Source organism: Vibrio lamellibrachiae (genome assembly GCF_050337265.1).
GTDB classification, from domain to species: Bacteria; Pseudomonadota; Gammaproteobacteria; order Enterobacterales; family Vibrionaceae; genus Vibrio; species Vibrio kyushuensis.
Window position 1 is genome coordinate 354,210 of sequence record NZ_JAKJSU010000007.1, and the last position, 21,823, is coordinate 376,032.

The following is a 21,823-nucleotide window of genomic DNA, read 5'->3' on the forward strand; positions in this document are numbered from 1 at the left end:
AGATAATTGATAGCTACAATGATTGCACTTTTTTTGAATTTGACATTATGTTTTTATGAATTTCAGACCGGATATTAATGGCTTAAGAGCCATTGCTGTCATTGCAGTCGTATTATTCCATTTCAATCCTACATGGATTCCTGGAGGCTTTGCTGGGGTAGATGTTTTTTTTGTAATCTCTGGGTTTCTAATGACTAGGATTATATTAGATGGATTAGAAAGTAAAAATTTTAGACTGTTTAAATTTTATTCAGACAGAGCTAATAGAATTATTCCAGCATTAACCGCTCTCTGCTTAGTATTACTCGCATTCGGCTGGTTCTACTTAACACCTTTAGGATATAAAGCACTAAGTAAACACGTGCTGGGTAGCATGGGATTCTTCTCAAATCTCATATACTGGACAGAATCTGGATACTTTGACGTTGCATCTCATGAGAAATGGCTATTGCACACTTGGTCATTATCCATTGAATGGCAGTTCTATGTTATCTATCCACTAGTACTTCTTGTTTCCAATCGCTTTATGTCAATAATGAATATTAAGAGGCTAATTACCTTTGGTACGGCTCTAAGCCTTCTTTTTTGTATTTATGCCACTCTTAAGTGGCCTACAGCTTCTTACTACATTCTTTCTGTTAGAGCTTGGGAAATGATGCTTGGTGGGCTTGCATATATTTACCCGTGGAAGGTGTCTAGTCAAAAAAAGAAACATCTAGAACATCTTGGGTTAAGCTTAATCATCATATCATACGTATTTGTGTCTAGCGCTACGCCTTGGCCTGGGCATTTTGCTTTAATCCCTGTTTTAGGCACATACTTTGTAATTATCGCCAACAGAAAATCTAGTATTATTACTAGCAACAGTATACTCCAACACCTAGGTAAATGGTCTTATTCCATATATTTGTGGCACTGGCCTATTGCGGTTTACATTAATTATTACGATTTAAATAAATGGATTTTGGTTGGTATTTTTCTTTCATTGGCAGTAGGGTTTTTGAGTTATACATTCATAGAAAAACTAAAATTTAAGCATATTTTTTTACTTGCCATTATTAATATAGGATTTTCTATAGAGGTATACTCTAAGAATGGCTTCGTAAATCAAATGCCAATACATGTATTTGATCTATTGGATATTAATGTAAATGGGGACGAATATGGAAAATACACTTGGAGGCATCATCGTTCTCTGCAAGAAAACACTCTTAGTGACGTTCAATCAAACATGCTAATTATAGGAGATTCACAAGCTGGAGACTTTATCAACATGCTATTTGAATTGGAAGTAGATGAACGTTTCAACTTAACTTCACTCCAAGTTCCGGCCAAATGCAGTGCCCCGTACCTTGTAGGTGATGATATTAAAGCATGGGAGAAAATATCCCCAGAATTAAAAAGTGGCAAGCTTAAAAAGGAACACTGTACGCAAGCTTGGAGTTCAGTGCATAATAACGAAAAAGTCATAAATTCCGATATTATTATATTATCCATGAACTGGAGGGTGTACTCTGATAAATTAATAAAAGCTTCAATACGAAATTTAAGGCAACTTAATGACAATGCAAGAATAATAATTATCAGTTCTAAAGGGTTGGGGGTTGATATACCTAAGTTTATTTATGATACTCACAGAACGAACTCTTTAACAAATGAAAAGAATCTATACATCACGGCTACTTCACGATTAGATGAAATGGATAAATTAGAACAGTACTTAATTGGAATTGATGATAACTATCAGTACATTAACTTTAGAAACATTATTTGCTCCGACATTGAAAAGACTTGTTCCTATTTATCAAATGGTAAACCTATTTTTTATGATAAAGTTCATTCGACTAAAGTTGGGAATATATTTCTTGCGGAAAGGCTCACAACCTATTTCCGACTTCATGAACTATAATATTTAGATAGAACAATCAAAGCCCCGTAGGTTCTGACCTACGGGGCTGTTTATTGGTGCAATGTTTGATCAGTACATAAACGTGGTAGGTTCGGCTTCTGCGGCCATTTCGATGATGGAATGAATAGCCTGCCGCTGTGAGGGGTTGATTTCACCTTCGTAATTCGCGATCACCATATTCATTAGCTTCAAACCTATGGCTTTTTGCCTAGCGGTAGCTTCGCTTTGGGCCATTCCATCGATAATAATCCCTAACGCTTGCTGTAATTCATTCTCATTTTTCAACAACATAACACCCCCAAACCAAATAACCCCACAAGATTACTGTATATACACACAGTGATCCACAGGTATTTTACTGGGTAATGAACGCTGAGAGGTAACTCACTAACTTGTGAGATTGCTAATGAAGCGTGCCATGTTGGATGCAAGGCCAGTTCGATAACTGTACAAATATACAGTTATTTTGTATTCTTGAAGGGTCAGTCGTTTACAGCTAGGTTTATAATTATGCGCATAATTTGCAACGAATGCGGGGCAAAAGCCCGTATTCAAAAGACGAACCGTATCTCTCCTTCTCATTCCGATTCTTATTGCTCATGCACCGACCCAGAATGTGGCCATACGTTTGTTATGAACATCAGTTATAGCCACACGTTAAGCCCGTCGGCCAAAACCACCTCACAAATGGCGTTGTTATTAGTGAAAGCGTTGCCGCCAGAACAAAGGGCAGAACTGCAGCAGCAACTTTCTATGGTTTGAGGGATTGTTCTAGCCTCTACTTAAAGTAGGGGTTGCATTTTCTTCTCTGAATCAGCCAACTCTAACCAATGAACGATATTAGAAGGAAGTAGATCTTTATTGTTATACATAAACTTCTCAATTACTGAAGGATCGATTGATACTACATGTTCACTTTCAGTTTGGCCTTTGTATTGATTATTCGCTTGAAACAAAAACACCTTCTCTTTTCTATCTTCCCATTCTCTTGGTGTAAGTGATGTGTACCCTGTTTTCACTTGCACAATAGCCTTTTCTTTAGATATTCTATTTATCAGATAAAACTCATAACTCATCGTATCTGCTTTTCTTGAGTTGGGAATAATGATCCAACCTTGCGTTTGTAAGTACACAAAAATCACATCTTCAGTCTCTTCCGAGTCTAAAAATGAGAAAACATTTTTGAATGACTCTTTAGGTAGATCATAATACTCAGTATTCGAAATTTTATTCCATAAGTATTTAGAATAGTCATCAGCAGTTTTGTCTCGGATAGCCTGAATTGTACGAGATGGCCTAAAGCAAGCAATAACCTTTCCTGGAACATCATCTACTGTAGTTACTTTATTTATGTCACAACGAACAACATTAACTATATCGGCATCTTTGGCTTCGTCATTTGAAAAGTACTCCCAGCCAGAGTTTACTTTTCCTAAATAATAATGACCTTCCGTATCCCGAGTCCAAATCAGATCATCTTTCACAACATTGTTCTTTAGATACTTAACTCTCGAGAGTTCTTTTTCTCCATAAGCCTCAAATGCTTCTTTCGTGAACTCTCCCCAAGTCGCGGTATTATCTTGAGATTCAGTTTGCCACCCCAATCCTAAAACTCCTGCTCTAAGACAATAATCAAAAGAGACTTTTGCATTTGCAAGACCACCTTTCGGCCTTGTATGTAGTCTAAATACAGTCATATAACACCCACCAGAGAGGATAAAAAATGTTTCTATTTTTCAAATTACTTATACTTTTGGGCGATTTCTTTAGACAAATCCATAATTAAGTTCGATGCCGATTGATATATTCCATTTTCACGCAAGCTATAAAAGTAACTAGATCTTGCACTTAGTCTTTTGTATATCTTGGTATGCCCCAAAACTGAAGCAAGATTTTTCAATGTTTCATGCTGCTTTTCTCTCATACCTTTCCCTGTATTACTTGTAGAGGTCGTAAACGCTCCACGAGTTGTAAAAGTAGCATCTATAATTTCAACCATAATGATAAAGTCCAAGTGAATTTTTAATATATTTGGCTACGCTTCTGGGTGCGTTAAAGTCAACATTCCGTTCTCAATAGTCGCCGTTTCAAAATGATACTTCTCTATAAAATTGCTTATAATAGCTTCTGAAACGCGTTCAACTAATGCTTCCGAAGGTAACTTATAAACAGTTTTATTTAGATTTCGCTGTGCATCATCATTAGCTTCCATTCTTATAGATTCAATGAGTTTTGTTAGCTCGTTGTTTTTCATAGTAAGTTTTCCGTAGTTCTTTTGATCAATGAGTAAAACAGGTTCCCTCTTCGGGAAATACGAATTTCATATGATTCTGATTGACTGTTCTACTCCGTTTTTTGGTAATTATCTATCCTGCGACAGTCAATACCGTTATGCAACTTAACACCTCACTAATGATAACTACGTAGCATAAGTGAGGCGAAATACATTCACACAACTTAATGCGTATAACTCTGAGAAATAACCACAGCTATGAGACGTCCCTATATTTATTTCTATCAATGTATCCCTCGAATTTCCAACCCAAACACCGAAAGCTCAGGTTGTTGGTAATTGTCTTGTGTGAGCGACTGGTAATGACTCCCCACCATTGGAATAGGCACAGCTTCGCCCAACCAACTTAAATCGGGTTTGTGTTTGGTGTGATAAACGAGGTTATCTGGCGTTCTGTCGGTTTCACCTTGCCGCAGCTTGATACTTTTCTCTTTGGAGAGTGAAATCCAATGGCCTTTGAAGAGATCTTTTCTAAAGCTATCGTCTAATTCGTACTCATCAATTAACCGACTTATCTCATTTTCAATGAGCGGGCTTAACTCCCGACCTGGTACGGTTTTTTCAGGCTCCGTACAGTTATTGACAGAACTCCGAGAGGCATCAGAGATGCCATGAAGATCAAGAGCGCTCCCTTCGACTTCGGTACGCGGTACAAAGGTTGTCACTCTCTTCTTGAATTTCCATGTTGAAGGGCAAATGCCTGGCTTATCGAACTCGTAAGTCACCTGCTTTTCAGTATTGTCTTTTTGAGGCTTCTTCTTACCAATCGTCCACGTTTTAGTTCTTGTCTTCACTAGTACGCCAGACGCGTCAAAGCCCTCTAACTTGCGAACATCTTCACCATGAGGAGAGGCAAACGGCAGTACTTCATAGCTGTTTCTAATCAGCAGTTCTTCACGCGCTACAAATGGGCCACCCTGCCCCATTATGTAGCCTTGCCAATCTCCGTGGTCGGCTGCTTTTAGTGTGTCGGTGATGCTGCCATCGTCTGATTTAAAACGAGCTTGGTAGTTATTACCGATCACTTCCATCAGCTCTAGGTTAGTTAGGTTCTTAGCGGGTTTTACGGGGCCAATCAACTGGCAATGAATTATGTCGTAAAGGCAGATGAGATCAGCACGTGTTTGCATGAACACGTATTCCATAAACGCTTTCTTATTCTGGTTGGCGAACCTGCGTAGTTCACGGTAAGTTGTAACCGGTGCGCCACCAAAGAACTGAAACTGGCGAATGGCCCATCGTGACTTCCATGCGCTAACGTTCTTGGCCATCTCGCTCACGGGTTTACCTGTTTCGTCCGACACTTCACCGTCCATCGCGTACCCATCAATGTTCTTTGAGATGTATTTTGCGATGTACCCTGTCGCTGTCCCTTTCTCTTTGTCGATGTAACCAAAGTCACAACGGGCGCGGTAATCTAACGGGCCAACATAAGGGGCTTTACGAAATGGTTTCTGCTTCTCTTTCTCAAACTCTGGGTGCAGTTCGGCTCTGTCTTCTTTTGTGGCGTATGAGATAAAGATTTCACGTACTGCATTTACCTCTTCAGGCTTTACCCAAATCAGTAGATGCCAGTGCGGTGTACCATCGTGATGTGGCTCGGCAACGCGAACGCCAAACCAACGAATGCCATCACGGCCTAATTTAGAACGAATCCTTTTCCATACATCATTGAGGTAAGCCTGCGCTTCTCTAGGGCTAGAGCCATTCCAGTGATTAATGAAGCCGCCCTTTTTATAGCTGTTGTGATAAGCCGCTGGCGTGGTGAGAGTGAGAAACAAACCTTGCAAGCCCAGCTCGTTGCCGATGTCTTCGCAGCCACGACAGCGAACCATTAATTCATGGCGGCGAATGGCTGGGTTCGACACGCTTTTTAATACCATGTCTTGCAGTTCTGCTTCTTCGCCCGTCTCTTTCTCGGTCAGCAACATGTTTTGAATCGCTTCCCAGTTTCGCTTTTGCTGCTCTTTGTGTTCACGGATGCAATCCCAACTGGCATAAGCAGACGCTTTTGAACTGACTTGCCCAACAGCAATGGCTAAATGTTCACGCATGATTTTTCGGCAGCGAACCAAACGGCCAAGCCACCACTTTTCATCAATCATTCGAGATACATCCTGCGTAGCAGAAAGTGGCGTTTGTTTCTTATATTTACGTGGGGTTTTCATGCCAAAGGTGGACGTTATGAATACGGCAATATCTTCATAGGTAAGCAACATGCTCTCGTCTATTTCATCGTCTGTCTCTGCTTGGTACTTCATTCCGCACACTTTCAAACGGTATTCATTGACCAAATCAGCGATTTTAGATGCCATGAGTTTGAGTTCATCTTGCTCTAGTTCTGCAAGTAAACGATTGGCTACTGGCTTTCTATCTCGATCAATTTGGTCGAAATCGAATTTGAACTGTTTTCTTTTGAAATCTTCTGGAGTGCCATGTTCTTTAAAGTACACGGGGTGAAAACCATCATCTTCACCTCCATGCTCTTTAGACAACAAAGCGACTTTTTGAGTCGTTGGAAGCTTGCTGTAACGTTCGAGTACTTTCCTTACTCGTTTAGCAGCAGGCTGCATTTTTTCACGAAGGTAGATATTCGCTTTGGCGTAACCCTGCTTTTCGCCAATGGTGATGTATCGCTTAGCGAAGTACTTACCAAGATAGATTGGCAAGTTGGCAAAGAACTTCTTTCGCCATTCGTGATCACGTGGGTTTGCATCAAAGAGGTCACGTTCTAAGAAGTTAATCTCTTCTGGGTCACGTGAATTGGGTTGGTAACCATGAGCAATACACGCAACGTCACCTTTAATAGGTTTTGCGTGATTGCCCCATGGGTCTATTAACGGTAAATCGTAGAGCTCTATTTCACGAGGTTCGGTCAGAGCGGTCATTAACACTCATCCATGAAGTCTTCTGGGTTGCGTGTAATTTTCAGCTGAACTTGAATTTGCGACTGGCCTGCTAGTAACACGCCCAATAGAACTTCGTTGTCTGGGTAGTCACCTTCGAACATTTCAGTGAGCAAGGTTTCAATATAGCTCGGGGCCGCAGCCGCCACTTTAATTGCTTCACTCATAACTGGGCAAACTCCTGTGCATCAACCACCATGAAACCGCCTGTGTTGTTGCCTTTTAAAATCACTCCGTTGATGGAGTGTTGGCAGTTCAATTGTTCACAAGCATTGTCTATGGCGAGCTGCTGAGTCTCGTGTTCGCCAAGTTCTAGGTTCATCACTTCGCCGTTGTCGTTTTTCACTACGCCACCGCCACTGTTTAGATACGCTGCTATGAATCTCATGCACTTGCCTCCAAATCAGTTTCAGCTGCTTCACGGGCTTCGATGATCAGTTCGGTGAGTTGCGATTCAATAGAAAGGAGTTGTTCAAGGGCTCCTTCTTCATCTAGGTAGGTACATTGTGCTTCCATTAAATACTCATGCTCAGTTTCATAGTCATAACACTGGCTTGCTGACTGAACATTCACATTGAAGCTATTTACGTGCGCACTGAATCTAGTGTGTATATGAATGACATCGGCATTCGCCATCGCCAGTACATTTATCTCATTCACTATTGCGAACACTTCACCGCTTGGGGTAACACCGCTGAGTAACTGCTGTTTTTGGGCAAGGGCTGCCGCAGGTAACGTTTGATGGTTATTGGTAGTAGTGGTTAAAACTTCCATATTTAGTTCTCCTACTGTTGGAAGAGTGAGCGAAAAAAAGCCCCTATTCGATTAGGAATACGGCAGGGGCAAAGTATCGCTGGCTAAGGGATGGGGCTACGACCAACGCTCGCTGATGCGAATGGCTTTTGCGTCGATGTCGTCTATCTGTTTTTGAAGCAATACGGCTTCACGTGGTGTTTGGGTAATCTTGATTTTGTTAGAAAGCGTTTGGCGCTCAGTACGTAAATTTTTCAGCTGAGACTCTTTCAAATTCGCTTTCACTCTGGCTAAGCGCACTAAACCTTTACTCTTTTGCTCAGAATTGAGCGAGTAACAACTCATATCAGGGCAAGGTCGGTGGATTGCTTTTTCTAATAATTCAACTGACATATAAACCTCCGTTAAGCTGATTTTGATAAACCAGATCAGGAACTGGTTCGTGTAGCAGTGCGACCCAATACACGGTAGAATCTTATTGCGACTCAATAACTAAGTAGGAATTCACATGGATAACTCAGAGAAATTTAAAGACCATAACCCTCCTAAACCTACCCCACCAAAAGATGGTGGGTGATAAACTAAAGGACTCAGAAAATGGACAGACAAGATCAAGAATTTACGGCTGAATACAGCAGCTGCACTGAAGAGATGTTGAACGTGTTCTGGCGACGTATAGACGTTTGCATAAACATCGTGCTGATCATGTTGGGAACCTCTATCGTTGCTACCCTTGGTGTCGATATAGTTGTGGGCTTTTTGGTTGCTTTTCTCGCTGCTATCAATGTCGTCGTTCAACCTTTGAAGAAAGCTATTTGTGCTGATACTCAAAGCGGAAAATTCAGAGATATCATTAACCAAAAACATAAGTTTTCTGATGATGAGTTGATCGAAGCGATCACCTCTGTTCGAGATACCAATAGCGACGAACTTGGGATGTTGAAGCCACTTGCCTTTAACCGAGCAGCTATCCGAATGGGATTGAAACCTAACCATAGTTACACCTTCATTAATCGCATCGCTGGACTGTTCATTGGTGACACTCCTAAATACAAAGCCTGACATCATTCCTTCCTTATAAACCGGGTAGTGACATACCGCTGCCCAACACGTCGGTGCCCATTTGCATTAATGGCTGCAGTGCGGTGTTGCGGTTTTCGAGTTCAGAAACTAAAAGCACTAGGTTGCCGATCGCCAATTGAGCCAAGGCGATGGTTCTGCGCTTTTTGCTGCGTGGGGTGCGTGGTTGTTTACTCAGCTCTAAGGCTTTTTCGCTCATCTTGCCTGCGAGAATGTTGTTCTCTAGAACGCGCTCTATAGTGGTTTTGTTGCAATCGCCCGTTGGTATTTGCGCGATCACTACGCCTGCATCGCCAACGAGAGTATTTAAAATGGTGTAGTCGTTTGCGGCCTTGCACAGCAGCGCCATGTCTAAGGCACTTAAAATGTGTGGCTGCTCTGGGTTGAGCTTGTTACGCAGCATCGTCCCGCTTTTTATTCCTACCTCTTTTGCTAACGCTTCCATGTTGTGGTTGATTGCGAAATCGCAACATACAGCGTTGAAAGATTGCTGTTTGCGTTCACGTAGTTCGCACATGGCGATTTGATCACCCATGTTTGATACTCCTATAGCAATGGAGGAACGACAATGACAACTAAGGCAAACAAATGTAGCCAAAGTGGGCAGTACGTTTTGGTTGGAATAAAAGAAGACAAGCGCATGATTAACCTAGAACTTCTAGCGCTTCACGGGCTGCAATTTCGTTCATTGCCACCATGTTGATCATTGGCTTTTCACGAGGTTTGTCTTTCTTTTTGATGATGACTTTGCCGGAATCGACCTGATCACGAAGGGTTGTGTATTTAATGCCTGTTAGCTCCATGTACTTGTCGTACGTAACAAAAGGCGCTTCTGACGGTTGGGAATGAATTAACATAGTGGTATCCTTTCATATGTTGTGCGTACTGGCTTTGGTCGGCATCGTTCGCACTTCGTTTACTTGATAACCAGATAATAGATCGTTATTTGACTTTCGTAAATAGTCAATTAACTATTTATGTGAACTTTGCGTGGTTTTTATATATGAAAAATAAGGTCATAAAGTCATACGACTACCTTAAAGGGTCTGATTTTACTAAGAAATTAAAGGTTGTAACTGGAAGCGATGATTTTCTCGATCTCGGAAAGTTACTTGACGTCCCAAAGACCACATTCAGTACTTGGAACACCCACGATAGAACGTCACACGAGTTGATGGTGCGCCTGCATCTGCGTTTAGGCATTCCCATTGCTGAACTGGCTTTGAGTGAAGAAGAGCGTAAAAACCTACCCAATACACCTACGCCCCAAGCGGCTGATGTTGCGGTTAATGAGTTTTTGTCGGACCTAACGGATGAGAACCCGCAGCACCAAACGGTGATTCTGAACAGTTTCTGTTTAACCAATGGCAAGTTGATTGATACAGGTAAAGTGCCCTACGCACTTCGACGTATGAACAGCTTCAATTTAAAGGTTGAGCACACAATAGAAGTAGAAACCAACGAAGCGGTTTACCTATTAGATAAAAGCACCACCGACGCAGTGAGTGGCGACTATTTGATTGATGTAGATGGCAGGCTTTCCATTAACCAAATTCAGCGGTTACCAGGCAGAAAACTGGCCGTAGCATTTGGCGACAGCACACTAGAAGTAGCAGAGCACGATATCAAGGTTATTGGCCGCGTGGCCGTGACTTCAAGGAAAGGTTAGTAAACCTAATTCACTAGGGAGAGTGAGATGGAGCTGTTTGGATTAATTGCTATTCTAGCGCTGTACATTTTGTATAAGATTCAGCAGAAGAAGTTCCGCGAACGCCTTGTCGACCCGAAGCATTGGCGTGAGTTAGTTAGAAAAAACAATTTATCTAAAGATAAACAAGAAGCTCTTTGTAAAAAATACAAACTCGATCACTTCAAAAAAAGCGGTGCGATCTCTAGCTGGGCAGCGAAGCTAACATCTGTTTGGGCAGGAGAAGAAAACGAACTCACCTTCGATTACACAGACTCTTCTGGCGACAAAAGCCAACGAAAGGTTTCTGTAAGTGAAATCCTGATCAATGACGAAAACATGTTTTACGTTAGAGGGTTTTGCTACGAACGACAGGAAGATCGCCACTTCAACGTTGGCAATATGGAAAATGTCACCTTCTATGATGCTCCATATTCATTTCCGGACTGGTGTCAGTCGGTACTTTCAGTGAACCTATTCGGTATTCTTCCCAATAGAGCAAAATCAAACATATCGGCCACTCTTTGGGAGGGTGAATGTGCAGCAACTACATTCACCTACCGCTATGATGGTCGAGATCGCCTTACTGTATACCCCATTCGTTTAGAGCTTAACGGTACGTACAAGAACTTAATCGCAAGAAAAGAAAATGGTGTAACTAAGACCTTCTTTGTTCAGAACATAGATACCATGCTCGCCACCGAAGGCCACAAGAAAAAGCACTTTGATGATTGGGTCGAGAGTGTTTTGTTGGGTGGGGCTTGAAAGAAATGAAAGAAATGCTGCTCTCGATAAATAAAGTAGTAAATATTTTATTATGTATAACTGTAATATTAATACTGTCAATTGACTTATATTTTTCCCACTTACCCGAATTATTCTCAGGTGGTTCACGGTTACTAAATACATTCTATAACTTATGTGTTGGATATGTCGTTAGTTATATCTTCTACGTAATTGTCGTGCATCGTAAGGATTATAAAGAACAACAGCATGTTAAAAACATAATACAGCCACATATTGATAGGCTGTTAGCTGAGTACTATTGCCTGTTACCACAAATCATGACTGGAAAAGGGAATAGTGAGCGACTTACAGAGATACTTAGCCCCTTAGAAATAATTGACAGTTTCAAAACGATTGATCCTAACTCAGGTTTTGAAGGGCAATTGTTTTTTGCCCCAGGTAATAGACAATTTCACGATAGAAGATCATACCTGCTTACTTTGGGTGAATATTTTGGGGTCGAAATAGCTAAATTACATAAGCTATTTGTGTTTCTAGATCCCGAATTAGTTAGAATATTTCATTCACTGGAGAAATGTGTTTTTGTCAATCAAGCTAAGCATCATTTAAGCTTCAATATAAACGCTGATTCAATGAGTACTCAATCTCAGTCATTTATCGAATTTAGTGATTTTTGTAGAGAGTTAGAGAAGTACAAAAGCTGAGTTAACTCATTTCGAAATCTAAGACAAAACAGCAAGAAATAGACTAATACACACCAAATGAGGGCCTTAAATTGGCTAACATCAATCCAATCGACACTATAACCGAGCCGTCATTCACTAGTTCTAGCAAAGGGCTAATGACCCTTTTTTGTATTGGTGTCATTCAGAGCGTTATTGGTGTTGAATTTACCGATTCAAGCATAACGATACCATGGCTTCCAAAAATTGAGTTTCTTCATCCAGAAAAGCTATTTTACTTATATCAAGCCCTAATTGCGTATGCTGTTTTTAGGTACTACCTACACTCTCAACCTACTCGAAGAGAGATAAACAGCAGTGCCCTCAAGCACAGCTTTACACAAACAGCCATCGGTAAGTGGTTTGTGAGGAAGCATATTGTTGGAAATAATACGTTCTTCAATGTAACAGATGCAGACATGACTAATAGGGGCGAAAATGTAGTAGGTTTTCGCATTCAACTTTTTGACGAGCCAGATAGCGCACCAACCGATTTTTTTACATTAATATATTCAAATTCAAGTAATGTTAATCAGATAGAAATTGAACAGCATCTAGCTTTAGGCGGTGGGTTTGAAGCTCGTAAGGATGAAGGTTTAAATTTCAGTTGGGGCATTTTCTACAATGATGGTGTAGACGAGCACTATGAAAGCTTCCGAACTAGCACTCCCCCTACTAGTTTAATGCAAACCAAACTAAAATTACTCACGCTTTATTCTACATTGACCTTAGTGGTTAAGAACCCAGGAACCTTCGACTTTTTAGTGCCCCTTTTCTTAAACATTGGTTTGTTAACTTACACTGTTATGCCGATCTTAAAATCATTAAGTCTTGCCTATTTCAGTTAAAAACCTTAACGGTGGAACAAAAAACATGCGACATGCTTACCTAGCCCTCGATCACTTAAACGAAGTAGTGATTAAAAACCTAATAGTGAATTTGTAGATGAAGATGCCTACTGAAGAAACAATAGTAAACACTATAAAAACTCTACTCCAGGTAAGCGTAGTTTTCTGGGTGCTGACCATGGCAACTCTGCATCATTACCCTAATATTTTAAAAAATGCAGTCTCAATTGCTGATTTCGCAAACATTTTTATTGGCTTGGTAGCTATAGCCACCTTGGGTTTTAGTCTTTGGGATCGACATGTCAGTACAATAGTTCGTCAATCTAACATGGCTCTTGAGTCATACGTTGATAAAGTAGACTCTACGATAGAGAAATTATCAAAAGATAATCTAACGTCTGACAAAATGTGGTTTTTCATCTTATCTGCATATGAAAGTTTGTATGCCACCCAAAAATATATATCCACTGAAGAACATAAGCACTTTGCCATTCATAAATTTGAAGAATTACGAACCCATTTGAAACTAATTTATCACGACCTACAATTAGAGCATTTCATGGATGTTCCCAAAGAAGTTAGAGAGAAAAAAGACCTTAAAAGTTACAACAATACCTTTGAAGCTTATTCGTATATTTTCTCTGCAAGCTGGTTAAAATACGTAGCCCCACGAGTAAGTTACTTCGAGAAGACAAGACAAGCAAGTTATGGTTATCAATGGTGCACTGAACCCAAATATATTTATTCACTTATGGCTTTACTTACATCTGCTCGCTTAGATATCCCACATATAAAAGTGCTTGGTGATCAAATCACTACTCTCGCTAAAGAATCACGTACTGATGGCGATTCCAGATTATGTGCTTTAGTGGAGTCGTACCCCAAACTATTCACTCACATATTTCTTTCCAATTCATGCAAGGCTTGGAATAAACCAGGTCACTACACGCGAATTTTACAATTGGCGGTATATGGCCCAGAAGAAGCTTGGTTTGTAATAGATAAAGCACCTGGAACTTTCAGTTATGGATTTTATCATAAGCTCAATTATTCCAGATATTTAGTCAAAAAAGACAATAGTAAAAAGATTAAGGTAAAAGAATACGGCTAATACCTTTATAGAACTTTGTAAGGAATACCATTTATGGGCTCGTTTAAAGATAGACCTTTTATAGAATTATCCGAACAAACGATTAGATACAGAAGAAACATTCTAATTACTAGCTGCATGGCCATTGCCATCATTACTTTCAATGTCGGCATAGATAACTCAAAACCTATTAATTTCCTTGGAATTCCACTAACCAATATTACGATTGAACACGTAAAATTGATGATGTTTTTCATCATCATCTATCAGCTCATTCATTTTCTTTGGCGAGCTTATGATGAATGGTGGGTGTGGCGCTTGAAACTTACAGATAATGGAGAACCAAAAGGGCAAGGAGCTAATGATGACAGCACTTGGATTAGATCAGTTTACGACATAGGGCAATTCACCTTTTGCCCTTTAGAACCGACCTATGAGAAAAGGCTTGAACAATTGCTTACGCAGCAAGTTAAGTTTGCAGACAACCCTAAAGATACTTCTTACCAAGAGTTAGATGCGGATGCATTAGCCAAAATATTTGTCGAAAAGGTGTATAGTTCATCTGGTATAAAGCAAGATATGGAACGAATTGACCGTTTTGAAAAACATATTAAAGGCTACTCCATACAACAGAACCTTCGTTTTCACATATTAGAGATCGGCATTCCAACAGCCCTTTCAGCCATAGCTTTAACACTAACATTCAACGCTACAATCGAAATTTTAACCGTGCTTATTTGTAAATAAATTAGAACGTGAACACCAAACTTAATGTTTCCCGCATTTCTTAGGTACCTTTGTGTCCAAAACACAAGTTCAAACATTGCTCGTAGTTTTTACTCAATTTATACTGTTTTTATAACCAGTACAAATTGAGTATTTATGTCGATTCGCAACCTTAAAGACGGAACCAAAAAGCCATGGCTTTGTGAGTGCTACCCACAAGGCCGCGGTGGTAAGCGCGTTCGTAAACGCTTCGCCACCAAGGGGGAAGCGACCACCTACGAGAAGTTTCTGTTTAAGGAATTAGACGACAAACCTTGGCTAGGTGAAAAATCTGATCACCGTAGGTTAAGCGAACTGATTAATTTGTGGTTCACACTGTATGGCAATTCACTTGTTAGGGGCGGAGAAATGCTTAGCCGCTTTTCACATATTGTTGATTCACTCGGCAACCCGCTAGCCGTCAACTTAACCGCTAAAGACTATTCTGCTTATCGCGCCAAGCGTCTTTCAGGTGAAATCAAATACAAATCTGGAATGAACACTATTCGTGAAAAAGTGGGGCATGCTACGGTTAATTCTGAGCTTTCTCGATTAAAGGGTGTATTTAACAAACTTAAGGAGTTTGGTGAATGGCCCCACCCTAACCCGCTTGAATCTGTTAAGCCGCTAAAAACAGGCGAAAGTGAAATGGGTTTCCTGACCAGCGAACAAATGGAACAATTGCTATTCGATGTGGCAGCAAACAAAAACCCAGACATGCTAAAAATTGTGCGGTTGTGTTTGTCTACTGGCGCTCGTTGGGGTGAAGCTGAAGGCCTTCGCGGTGCAAACTTGTCTAAGTTTAAAGTGACGTTCGTGAATACGAAAACAGGCAAGAACCGTTCTGTTCCAATCACTGAGGCGCTTTATGAAGAAATCTACAAGCCTACCTCTGGCCCACTGTTTAAGCCTTGCTATAGAGCGTTTATGCGCCAAATTAAGCAACGTTCGCCAATTGAAGTTCCAAAGGGGCAAGCCTCGCACGTGCTTCGCCATACCTTCGCTAGCCACTTTATGATGAATGGCGGCAATATTCTGGTTCTACGTGACATTTTAGGCCATGCCGATATCAAGATGACAATGCGTTATGCCCACTTCACACCAGAGCACCTGACTGAAGCACTTTCGAAAAACCCTATCGCCACTTTAAAAAAGTAACGCAAGTGCCGCCACTTTGTCGCCATTCGCATTCTACAGGCAATAAAAAAGGTTGGAATAACCAACCTTAATGCATTTAATAACAGCAACTTAAGTTAACAAGCAATGCTTTAGTGAACTGGCGCATCACTCTTCGCGTAAAACTGGCCAAAATGAGCTTCAAGGATCTCTGGCGTTAGCTTACCTTCTTCTTCTAGTTTTTTAAGCTCAGCAACCACTGCTTTTTGCTCATCAAGTGAAGGTAACGTTACTTCAGGCTCGTCTGCCGATTGCTGAGACATTTGCTCCAGCTCTTTTTCAAAATCACTCATTATCTCTACCTACCAAATTTTCTTACAAAACGGTTCATACCAAAAATACGGTTTAAACCAAAATTAGAATCTCTGTTGAGGAGTGTAACGATTTCACTCATTTTTTTCTAGCCTCAACAATAACTCGTGCTCAAACTGACTATTTTCTCATCAATATTATTCATCAATCATCATTTTTGGAATATGGAGCCGATTTTTCGTTGCACAAGCTCTTGGAACACGCTCAATCACCCCCATAATGTAATCATCTGATTGTTAACAACTTCTCATCGGTTATTTTTACGTCAAATATGGCTGATCAGAGCAATGTTAATGGAACTAATTCTATTTTTGGCTCACTAATTGAAAAATTAGGAGAAATATACCGATGACTATATTAGCCGTACAACAACTTCAAACCTACCTTGAGAGCCAAGTTATTGGTCAATCTAACCTAGTAAAACAGTTGTTAGTTGCGCTCCTTGCCGATGGACACATATTAGTTGAAGGCCCTCCTGGTCTTGCTAAAACCCGTGCAGTTAAATCACTGGCTGATTGTATCGAAGGCGACTTTCATCGTATCCAGTTCACTCCTGATCTACTACCCGCTGATTTAACGGGCACCGATATCTTTAGGCAGGAAACCGGAGAGTTTAGCTTCCAACCTGGCCCTATTTTCAATTCGTTATTATTGGCGGATGAGATTAACCGTGCCCCCGCTAAAGTCCAAGCAGCGATGCTTGAGGCAATGGCAGAGAAACAAATCACGGCCGGTAAGAACACATATAAATTACCAGAGCTGTTTTTGGTGATGGCGACACAAAACCCTATAGAACAAGAGGGTACATACCCTCTACCTGAAGCTCAACTCGATCGCTTTTTACTTCACCTAGATGTTAGCTACCCTGATGCTGAAAGCGAATTAGAGATATTAAGACTCAACCGTGGTGAAGCGAAAGGCGAGCAACCAATTACACCACCAACCTTGTCTCAGTCAGATATATTTGCCGCTCGACAAGAGGTGCTTAATATCCACATGGCTGACAGTATTGAGCAATACATCATTCGTCTTATCATGGCGACACGTAAAGCAAGAGAATACGATCAAAAGCTCGCACAATGGATTGAGTTAGGGGTTAGCCCACGAGCAACCATCGCACTAGATCGATGCGCTAGAGCACACGCTTGGCTAGCAGGTCGTGACTTTGTATCGCCTGAAGATGTCCAAGCAATGGCCTTTCCAGTACTTCGTCACCGTTTACTTCTTTCTTACCAAGCACAGGCAGAGGGCGTTCATCCTAATCAAGTCGTCAACCACCTCCTTTCTTTGGTCGGCAGCGCTTAAACGGTTAGGTGATTATGGACACTCTCTCATCATTACCACCTCATTGTAATGGGGTCACACTGTCGCTTGATGAACTGCTTTATTACAAGCAGCACAGTATTCACTGGTTACCACCAGCGAAAAGCTTATGGACTCAAATATCTGGGCAGCATCAAAGCCGTAAATTAGGCCGAGGGATGGATTTTGCCGAAGTGCGTCAATATCAAGCCGGTGATGATATTCGCAGTATCGATTGGCGCGTAACTGCACGGACAGGCAAAGCACACACCAAACTCTTTACAGAAGAGTGTGAAAAGCCAGTCGTGCTTTACATTGATCTTAGTTCTAGTATGTTTTTTGGCTCGACACTACAGCTAAAATCGGTACAAATGGCGCACATGGCGAGCCTTCTTAGTTGGCTTTGTATTGCCAATAATGATCGTATCGGCGCCATAATCGATACCGGCACAGAGCTTATCGATATTAAGCCAACAGCACGTGACCGTGGTCCGCTCATGTTGCTTCAGCAGATCATTCAGCGTCACAATACCGCGCTCAACGAGGCGACAACCACACCTAAGGAAACGAATCACTCTATGCAAAAAGGGTTTCAAGCTCTACATCGCTTGTGCCCCAAAGGGAGTGAAATAATTCTATTAAGTGATTTCGTTCGTTTAGAAGACCCAAGTGATCCATTGATTAAACGTTTACGTCAGCACAACTTAGTTCGGATGGTTCACTTTTCTGACCCATTAGAATATGGGGACACAAATTTCCGTGGAACTGAACAAGTTTCAAGTCAACACAAATCGCAGTGGGTTGACTTCTCCTCTCGTAAAACACGCGCAAGCATTGAACGAGAATACAATCACCACCTGAACGCAATAAAACAAAGCTGCCAGTCTCTAGGGATTTCATTTACTTCTATCTCTAGTAATCAACCATTATTACAACAACTATCTGGACAACACTAAATGAAGGATTCATCTAGCTCAGCCCTACTGGCTCTTAACGATTTAAAACTGCCATCACTACCTTCATGGTTTCCATTGGCGTGGGGATGGTGGGCGTCGGCTCTCGCTGTTATTTTTACATTGGTTCTGATCGTTGCACTTTTCAAGTGGAATAAAAGACGCTTAGCGCCTAAACAAACCGCCTTGAAATTACTAAAGCAAGGGCAAACAGTTGAGACGCCTTCTGCGGCTATTGAGCTTGTCCGTCAAGCGGCACTTTGTTACTTCCCTCGTGAGCATATCGCCCACCTCACTGGGCGTGATTGGTACGTGTTCTTAGACTCTCAGTTAGATAATCCGATGTTCTTACATCACTCTAAACAGTGGCAAAAAGCACTCTACCAAAAAGATGCAGTGGAAGAGCCTCATCTATTGGTCGAACAATGCTATCAATGGGTAGATGAAGCGTTGCCTCCAAAACGAGGACGCAAGCTTGGCTAATATCGAGTTTGTGTGGTGGTGGGCAGTATTCCTATTACCACTTCCTTTGATCATTTATCGACTGCTTCCACCCGTAAAGGTGGCAGCGCCGATACACTTGCCTTTTTTACCCAATTCACAAGGGCAAAACGCACCAAAGAAAACACTGCTGCGTATACTCGCCATAATAACTTGGGTATTACTTGTCATCGCGCTAACTCGTCCAGTTTGGTACGGGGATCCTATCACCCACCAACCGGAGCATCGTGATTTAATGCTGGTGGTCGATCTTTCTGGATCCATGACACAGAAAGACATGAAACAAGGCGATGAATATATTGACCGTTTAACAGCGGTAAAAAACGTACTGACTGAATTTATTGAAAAACGAGCGGGAGACCGCGTTGGATTGGTTGTTTACGCAGACCACGCTTATCTACAGACTCCGTTAACACTCGACAGGCACACGGTATCCGAGCAACTTAATCAAACTGTTCTCGGGCTCATTGGCTCTCAAACGGCGATTGGTGATGGCATTGCTGTGGCAACCAAGACCTTTGTTGATAGTGATGCACCTCAACGTGTCATGATATTGCTCAGTGATGGCGGAAATAATGCAGGTGTGCTTGACCCTATGGAAGCCGCTGAGATTGCAAAGAAGTTCGATACCACTATCTATACCGTGGGGGTTGGCGCTGGAGAAATGGTCGTTAAAGAGTTTTTTATGACACGTAAAGTGAACACGGCTCATGATCTTGACGAAGCAACATTGCAAAACATTGCCAACCTTACCGGTGGCGAATATTTCCGAGCGCGAGACAGCCATGACCTAGCGGCAATTTACGATATGATTAATGAACTAGAGCCAATTAGTGAAGCAGTTCAAACGTGGCGACCTCAAACGGAATGGTTTGATTTACCACTCGCGATAGCCCTATTACTTTCCAGCATAATGATCATGCTAAGGAGAGGTTTTGTCTGATTTTACATTCCTATATCCACTTTGGCTGATAGCAATAATACCGACCATCGGGTTGATTATATGGCTTAAAAAAAGTACTCACCAAGCTTCGCTTATCGCTCCGCATTTGGCCAAAGCAATTGGCCTTGATGCAAAGCCTCGTAAGCGCAGTGTTATCTACTTCATTGGCATTGGCCTATTTTGCGCGTTCATTGCTTTAGCTGGCCCAAGTTTTTACTCTTCAGAAAGACCGGTTTACAGTAATTCCGGTGGTCGAATTGTGGTAATGGACATGTCTTTGTCGATGTACGCCACCGATATTAAGCCCAATCGTCTAACTCAAGCTCGTTACAAAGTGACGGATTTACTGAATTTATGGAATGAAGGCAGCACAGGCTTAGTCGCTTATGCAGGCGATGCATATACGGTGAGTCCAATGACAACCGATAGCCAAACACTGCTTAATCTATTACCCAATCTATCTCCTGATATTATGCCCTACCCTGGGGCCGATGCCGCCGCTGGAGTCGCGTTAGCAATTGAAATGATGCAGAACGCAGGGTTAGATCAGGGCGACATCATTCTCGTTGCCGATGATATTGATAACGATGAAAAACAAGCGATAAGCAAGATGCTTAGAGACACTCAATGGAAGCTGAGCATCTTAGCCGTCGCAACGCCCTCAGGATCACCTATACGTCTAAATGATGGTGCTCTATTAAGAGATAGCAATGGTACGACTGTTATCGCTCAATCCAACTTCTCAAATATGAAAGCACTGATACGCAGTGTCGATGGGGTATTTACTTCTATTCATGCAGACAGCCGCGATATAGATGCAATTAACACGTTCACAAGCCGCGTGGAGGCAAGCTCTTCACTACAAAATCAGCAGCTTGAAGAGCGTGTAAATAGCGGTTACTGGTTACTTCCGTTACTTATTGTACCTATAAGTCTGCTATTTAAGCGTGGCGTCATCTTTAGTATCGCAGTATTGGGGCTCTCTGTGGTTCAGCCAAATGTTGTTCATGCAAGCCCATGGAAAACATCAGACCAACAAGCAATAGATCTCTATGAAGCCAAAGAGTACCAACAGGCGGCCGAAACCTTTTCCGAAGGAGAATGGAAAGGCGTTGCACAGTATAAAGCAGGTGATTTTGAAGGAGCGATTAACAGCTTTAAAAAGCTAGAAGGCGACCAAGCTCTATACAATTTGGCCAATGCTCAAGCTCAAAATGGCGACTTTGAACAAGCGATTGATAACTATAATCAACTCATCGAGAATGGTAAATTCGTCGACGAAGCTCGTGAAAATATCGAAGTAGTCAAACAGGCTCAACAGCAACAAAAACAAGACCAGCAGGACCAATCAAATTCGGATGAAGATAGCCAATCAGACAAGAGCGACTCAAGCTCAAACGATGGGTCTGATTCAAGCCAACCTTCACAGCCCAACACGGATCCTGAGAATAGCGGTGAGCAGTCCGACAATCAGCAAAACAACGATTCTAAAGGTAATGACTCAGACAGTAGTGATGGCGAAAACAACAGTGACGGTCAAGACACACCAGAGCAGAACAATTCAAAAGCGAGTGATGACAACGAACAGAACGATCAATCTTCTCAAGCTAACAGCCCTGAGACATCTAAGGATAATAACGACCTGAATGAACAAAAGGCTAATCCCTCTGAAGCAATGGCTGCTCAACAAGACAATCAACAACAAGTTGACCCTGACATTCGTAAGTTAGAACAGGTTGAAAGTGCGCGCGCTCCAAGCCGACTGCTTCAAGCGCAAATGATATTACAAGCTAAGCAAAAGCAACCTCCTCAAAATTCTGGTAAAAAGTGGTGAAG

The 21,823-nt window shown here is 41.6% G+C and carries 27 protein-coding genes; 15 read left to right on the forward strand and 12 right to left on the reverse strand.

The features are described 5' to 3' along the window. Positions 1-55 precede the first annotated feature (55 nt). Positions 56-1,909: an acyltransferase family protein gene (locus L4C54_RS12925; protein WP_428808518.1), complete on the forward strand. Its 1,854-nt coding sequence runs from the start codon at positions 56-58 to the stop codon at positions 1,907-1,909. A 69-nt stretch (positions 1,910-1,978) separates the two neighbouring features. Here L4C54_RS12925 and L4C54_RS12930 read toward each other — a convergent pair whose 3' ends face one another. Next, the gene (locus tag L4C54_RS12930; protein ID WP_428808519.1) at positions 1,979-2,200 is read right to left on the reverse strand and encodes a hypothetical protein; all 222 of its coding nucleotides are present in this window, start codon (positions 2,198-2,200) and stop codon (positions 1,979-1,981) included. A gap of 219 nt (positions 2,201-2,419) precedes the next feature. Between L4C54_RS12930 and L4C54_RS12935 the strand changes: the two genes are divergently transcribed. Further along, positions 2,420-2,671: an Ogr/Delta-like zinc finger protein gene (locus tag L4C54_RS12935; RefSeq protein WP_428808520.1), complete on the forward strand. Its 252-nt coding sequence runs from the start codon at positions 2,420-2,422 to the stop codon at positions 2,669-2,671. A 20-nt stretch (positions 2,672-2,691) separates the two neighbouring features. Here L4C54_RS12935 and L4C54_RS12940 read toward each other — a convergent pair whose 3' ends face one another. The 8 genes from L4C54_RS12940 to L4C54_RS12975 form a co-directional block, all read right to left on the reverse strand. Then, positions 2,692-3,606, reverse strand: a complete 915-nt coding sequence (locus L4C54_RS12940; RefSeq protein ID WP_428808521.1) for a hypothetical protein — start codon at positions 3,604-3,606, stop codon at positions 2,692-2,694. Positions 3,607-3,650: 44 nt separating this feature from the next. Then, the gene (locus L4C54_RS12945; protein ID WP_428808522.1) at positions 3,651-3,908 is read right to left on the reverse strand and encodes a hypothetical protein; all 258 of its coding nucleotides are present in this window, start codon (positions 3,906-3,908) and stop codon (positions 3,651-3,653) included. Positions 3,909-3,944: 36 nt separating this feature from the next. After that, entirely contained in the window at positions 3,945-4,163 is a 219-nt protein-coding gene (locus L4C54_RS12950) for a hypothetical protein (RefSeq protein WP_428808523.1), read from the reverse strand. A gap of 263 nt (positions 4,164-4,426) precedes the next feature. Next, on the reverse strand, positions 4,427-7,090 hold the full coding sequence (locus L4C54_RS12955; RefSeq protein ID WP_428808524.1) for a replication endonuclease: 2,664 nt from the start codon (positions 7,088-7,090) through the stop codon (positions 4,427-4,429). Then, positions 7,090-7,275 (reverse strand): hypothetical protein, encoded by a 186-nt coding sequence (locus L4C54_RS12960; RefSeq protein ID WP_428808525.1) that lies wholly within the window; start codon positions 7,273-7,275, stop codon positions 7,090-7,092. Before L4C54_RS12960 ends, L4C54_RS12955 begins: the two co-directional genes overlap by 1 nt. Beyond that, a complete protein-coding gene (locus tag L4C54_RS12965) occupies positions 7,272-7,496 on the reverse strand; it encodes a hypothetical protein (RefSeq protein WP_428808526.1) in 225 nt (74 codons plus the stop codon). Before L4C54_RS12965 ends, L4C54_RS12960 begins: the two co-directional genes overlap by 4 nt. Then, entirely contained in the window at positions 7,493-7,882 is a 390-nt protein-coding gene (locus tag L4C54_RS12970; protein ID WP_428808588.1) for a hypothetical protein, read from the reverse strand. The genes L4C54_RS12965 and L4C54_RS12970 overlap by 4 nt, the downstream gene beginning before the upstream one ends. A 96-nt stretch (positions 7,883-7,978) precedes the next feature. Continuing rightward, the gene (locus tag L4C54_RS12975; protein WP_428808527.1) at positions 7,979-8,254 is read right to left on the reverse strand and encodes a hypothetical protein; all 276 of its coding nucleotides are present in this window, start codon (positions 8,252-8,254) and stop codon (positions 7,979-7,981) included. A 204-nt stretch (positions 8,255-8,458) separates the two neighbouring features. Between L4C54_RS12975 and L4C54_RS12980 the strand changes: the two genes are divergently transcribed. Further along, complete coding sequence (locus tag L4C54_RS12980; RefSeq protein WP_428808528.1) at positions 8,459-8,923, forward strand: hypothetical protein; 465 nt, start codon at positions 8,459-8,461, stop codon at positions 8,921-8,923. 13 nt (positions 8,924-8,936) lie between these two features. On the opposite strand, the gene L4C54_RS12985 is transcribed toward L4C54_RS12980, so the two are convergent. Together L4C54_RS12985 and L4C54_RS12990 are read right to left on the reverse strand one after the other, a co-directional pair. After that, a complete protein-coding gene (locus tag L4C54_RS12985; RefSeq protein WP_428808529.1) occupies positions 8,937-9,476 on the reverse strand; it encodes a phage regulatory CII family protein in 540 nt (179 codons plus the stop codon). Positions 9,477-9,585: 109 nt separating this feature from the next. Next, entirely contained in the window at positions 9,586-9,798 is a 213-nt protein-coding gene (locus L4C54_RS12990) for a hypothetical protein (RefSeq protein WP_428800531.1), read from the reverse strand. A 146-nt stretch (positions 9,799-9,944) separates the two neighbouring features. On the opposite strand from L4C54_RS12990, the gene L4C54_RS12995 reads away from it, so the two are divergent. The 7 genes from L4C54_RS12995 (at position 9,945) to L4C54_RS13025 (ending at position 15,958) form a co-directional block, all read left to right on the forward strand. Further along, positions 9,945-10,610, forward strand: coding sequence for a phage repressor protein CI (locus L4C54_RS12995; protein WP_428808530.1), 666 nt, complete (start codon positions 9,945-9,947; stop codon positions 10,608-10,610). A 27-nt stretch (positions 10,611-10,637) separates the two neighbouring features. Next, positions 10,638-11,393, forward strand: a complete 756-nt coding sequence (locus L4C54_RS13000) for a WYL domain-containing protein (RefSeq protein ID WP_428808531.1) — start codon at positions 10,638-10,640, stop codon at positions 11,391-11,393. Next, positions 11,390-12,079, forward strand: a complete 690-nt coding sequence (locus L4C54_RS13005; RefSeq protein WP_428808532.1) for a hypothetical protein — start codon at positions 11,390-11,392, stop codon at positions 12,077-12,079. Before L4C54_RS13000 ends, L4C54_RS13005 begins: the two co-directional genes overlap by 4 nt. A 137-nt stretch (positions 12,080-12,216) precedes the next feature. Then, the gene (locus L4C54_RS13010) at positions 12,217-12,945 is read left to right on the forward strand and encodes a hypothetical protein (RefSeq protein WP_428808533.1); all 729 of its coding nucleotides are present in this window, start codon (positions 12,217-12,219) and stop codon (positions 12,943-12,945) included. A 178-nt stretch (positions 12,946-13,123) separates the two neighbouring features. Continuing rightward, positions 13,124-14,056 (forward strand): hypothetical protein, encoded by a 933-nt coding sequence (locus L4C54_RS13015; protein WP_428808534.1) that lies wholly within the window; start codon positions 13,124-13,126, stop codon positions 14,054-14,056. A 33-nt stretch (positions 14,057-14,089) separates the two neighbouring features. Further along, on the forward strand, positions 14,090-14,782 hold the full coding sequence (locus L4C54_RS13020) for a hypothetical protein (protein WP_428808535.1): 693 nt from the start codon (positions 14,090-14,092) through the stop codon (positions 14,780-14,782). Positions 14,783-14,917: 135 nt separating this feature from the next. Continuing rightward, positions 14,918-15,958: a phage integrase gene (locus tag L4C54_RS13025; protein ID WP_428808536.1), complete on the forward strand. Its 1,041-nt coding sequence runs from the start codon at positions 14,918-14,920 to the stop codon at positions 15,956-15,958. A 110-nt stretch (positions 15,959-16,068) separates the two neighbouring features. Here the strand turns inward: L4C54_RS13025 and L4C54_RS13030 are convergent, their stop codons facing one another. Further along, positions 16,069-16,269: a restriction endonuclease subunit S gene (locus L4C54_RS13030; RefSeq protein WP_428800538.1), complete on the reverse strand. Its 201-nt coding sequence runs from the start codon at positions 16,267-16,269 to the stop codon at positions 16,069-16,071. A gap of 367 nt (positions 16,270-16,636) precedes the next feature. Here L4C54_RS13030 and L4C54_RS13035 point away from each other — a divergent pair, with 367 nt between their 5' ends. Genes L4C54_RS13035 through L4C54_RS13055 form a run of 5 tightly spaced genes read left to right on the forward strand, consistent with a single transcriptional unit; the run spans position 16,637 to position 21,821 of the window. Beyond that, positions 16,637-17,593 (forward strand): AAA family ATPase, encoded by a 957-nt coding sequence (locus L4C54_RS13035; protein ID WP_428808537.1) that lies wholly within the window; start codon positions 16,637-16,639, stop codon positions 17,591-17,593. 14 nt (positions 17,594-17,607) lie between these two features. Beyond that, positions 17,608-18,546, forward strand: coding sequence for a DUF58 domain-containing protein (locus L4C54_RS13040; RefSeq protein WP_428800540.1), 939 nt, complete (start codon positions 17,608-17,610; stop codon positions 18,544-18,546). Continuing rightward, positions 18,547-19,026, forward strand: coding sequence for a DUF4381 domain-containing protein (locus tag L4C54_RS13045; protein ID WP_428800541.1), 480 nt, complete (start codon positions 18,547-18,549; stop codon positions 19,024-19,026). It abuts the gene before it with no gap. Beyond that, positions 19,019-19,987, forward strand: coding sequence for a vWA domain-containing protein (locus L4C54_RS13050; protein WP_428808538.1), 969 nt, complete (start codon positions 19,019-19,021; stop codon positions 19,985-19,987). The genes L4C54_RS13045 and L4C54_RS13050 overlap by 8 nt, the downstream gene beginning before the upstream one ends. After that, on the forward strand, positions 19,980-21,821 hold the full coding sequence (locus tag L4C54_RS13055; RefSeq protein WP_428808539.1) for a VWA domain-containing protein: 1,842 nt from the start codon (positions 19,980-19,982) through the stop codon (positions 21,819-21,821). The genes L4C54_RS13050 and L4C54_RS13055 overlap by 8 nt, the downstream gene beginning before the upstream one ends. Positions 21,822-21,823 lie beyond the last annotated feature (2 nt).

Bases quoted from the DNA above. Each gene is read 5' to 3' on its own strand.
- L4C54_RS13010 (WP_428808533.1), top strand. From the start codon at position 12,217: ATGACCCTTTTTTGTATTGGTGTCATTCAGAGCGTTATTGGTGTTGAA.
- L4C54_RS13000 (WP_428808531.1), top strand. From the start codon at position 10,638: ATGGAGCTGTTTGGATTAATTGCTATTCTAGCGCTGTACATTTTGTAT.
- L4C54_RS12970 (WP_428808588.1), bottom strand. From the start codon at position 7,882: ATGGAAGTTTTAACCACTACTACCAATAACCATCAAACGTTACCTGCG.
- L4C54_RS13030 (WP_428800538.1), bottom strand. From the start codon at position 16,269: ATGAGTGATTTTGAAAAAGAGCTGGAGCAAATGTCTCAGCAATCGGCA.
- L4C54_RS12960 (WP_428808525.1), bottom strand. From the start codon at position 7,275: ATGAGTGAAGCAATTAAAGTGGCGGCTGCGGCCCCGAGCTATATTGAA.
- L4C54_RS12965 (WP_428808526.1), bottom strand. From the start codon at position 7,496: ATGAGATTCATAGCAGCGTATCTAAACAGTGGCGGTGGCGTAGTGAAA.
- L4C54_RS12955 (WP_428808524.1), bottom strand. From the start codon at position 7,090: ATGACCGCTCTGACCGAACCTCGTGAAATAGAGCTCTACGATTTACCG.
- L4C54_RS13025 (WP_428808536.1), top strand. From the start codon at position 14,918: ATGTCGATTCGCAACCTTAAAGACGGAACCAAAAAGCCATGGCTTTGT.
- L4C54_RS12925 (WP_428808518.1), top strand. From the start codon at position 56: ATGAATTTCAGACCGGATATTAATGGCTTAAGAGCCATTGCTGTCATT.
- L4C54_RS13015 (WP_428808534.1), top strand. From the start codon at position 13,124: ATGGCAACTCTGCATCATTACCCTAATATTTTAAAAAATGCAGTCTCA.
- L4C54_RS12940 (WP_428808521.1), bottom strand. From the start codon at position 3,606: ATGACTGTATTTAGACTACATACAAGGCCGAAAGGTGGTCTTGCAAAT.
- L4C54_RS13020 (WP_428808535.1), top strand. From the start codon at position 14,090: ATGGGCTCGTTTAAAGATAGACCTTTTATAGAATTATCCGAACAAACG.
- L4C54_RS13035 (WP_428808537.1), top strand. From the start codon at position 16,637: ATGACTATATTAGCCGTACAACAACTTCAAACCTACCTTGAGAGCCAA.
- L4C54_RS12975 (WP_428808527.1), bottom strand. From the start codon at position 8,254: ATGTCAGTTGAATTATTAGAAAAAGCAATCCACCGACCTTGCCCTGAT.
- L4C54_RS12930 (WP_428808519.1), bottom strand. From the start codon at position 2,200: ATGTTGTTGAAAAATGAGAATGAATTACAGCAAGCGTTAGGGATTATT.
- L4C54_RS12980 (WP_428808528.1), top strand. From the start codon at position 8,459: ATGGACAGACAAGATCAAGAATTTACGGCTGAATACAGCAGCTGCACT.
- L4C54_RS12935 (WP_428808520.1), top strand. From the start codon at position 2,420: ATGCGCATAATTTGCAACGAATGCGGGGCAAAAGCCCGTATTCAAAAG.
- L4C54_RS12985 (WP_428808529.1), bottom strand. From the start codon at position 9,476: ATGGGTGATCAAATCGCCATGTGCGAACTACGTGAACGCAAACAGCAA.
- L4C54_RS12945 (WP_428808522.1), bottom strand. From the start codon at position 3,908: ATGGTTGAAATTATAGATGCTACTTTTACAACTCGTGGAGCGTTTACG.
- L4C54_RS12995 (WP_428808530.1), top strand. From the start codon at position 9,945: ATGAAAAATAAGGTCATAAAGTCATACGACTACCTTAAAGGGTCTGAT.
- L4C54_RS13045 (WP_428800541.1), top strand. From the start codon at position 18,547: ATGAAGGATTCATCTAGCTCAGCCCTACTGGCTCTTAACGATTTAAAA.
- L4C54_RS12990 (WP_428800531.1), bottom strand. From the start codon at position 9,798: ATGTTAATTCATTCCCAACCGTCAGAAGCGCCTTTTGTTACGTACGAC.
- L4C54_RS13040 (WP_428800540.1), top strand. From the start codon at position 17,608: ATGGACACTCTCTCATCATTACCACCTCATTGTAATGGGGTCACACTG.
- L4C54_RS12950 (WP_428808523.1), bottom strand. From the start codon at position 4,163: ATGAAAAACAACGAGCTAACAAAACTCATTGAATCTATAAGAATGGAA.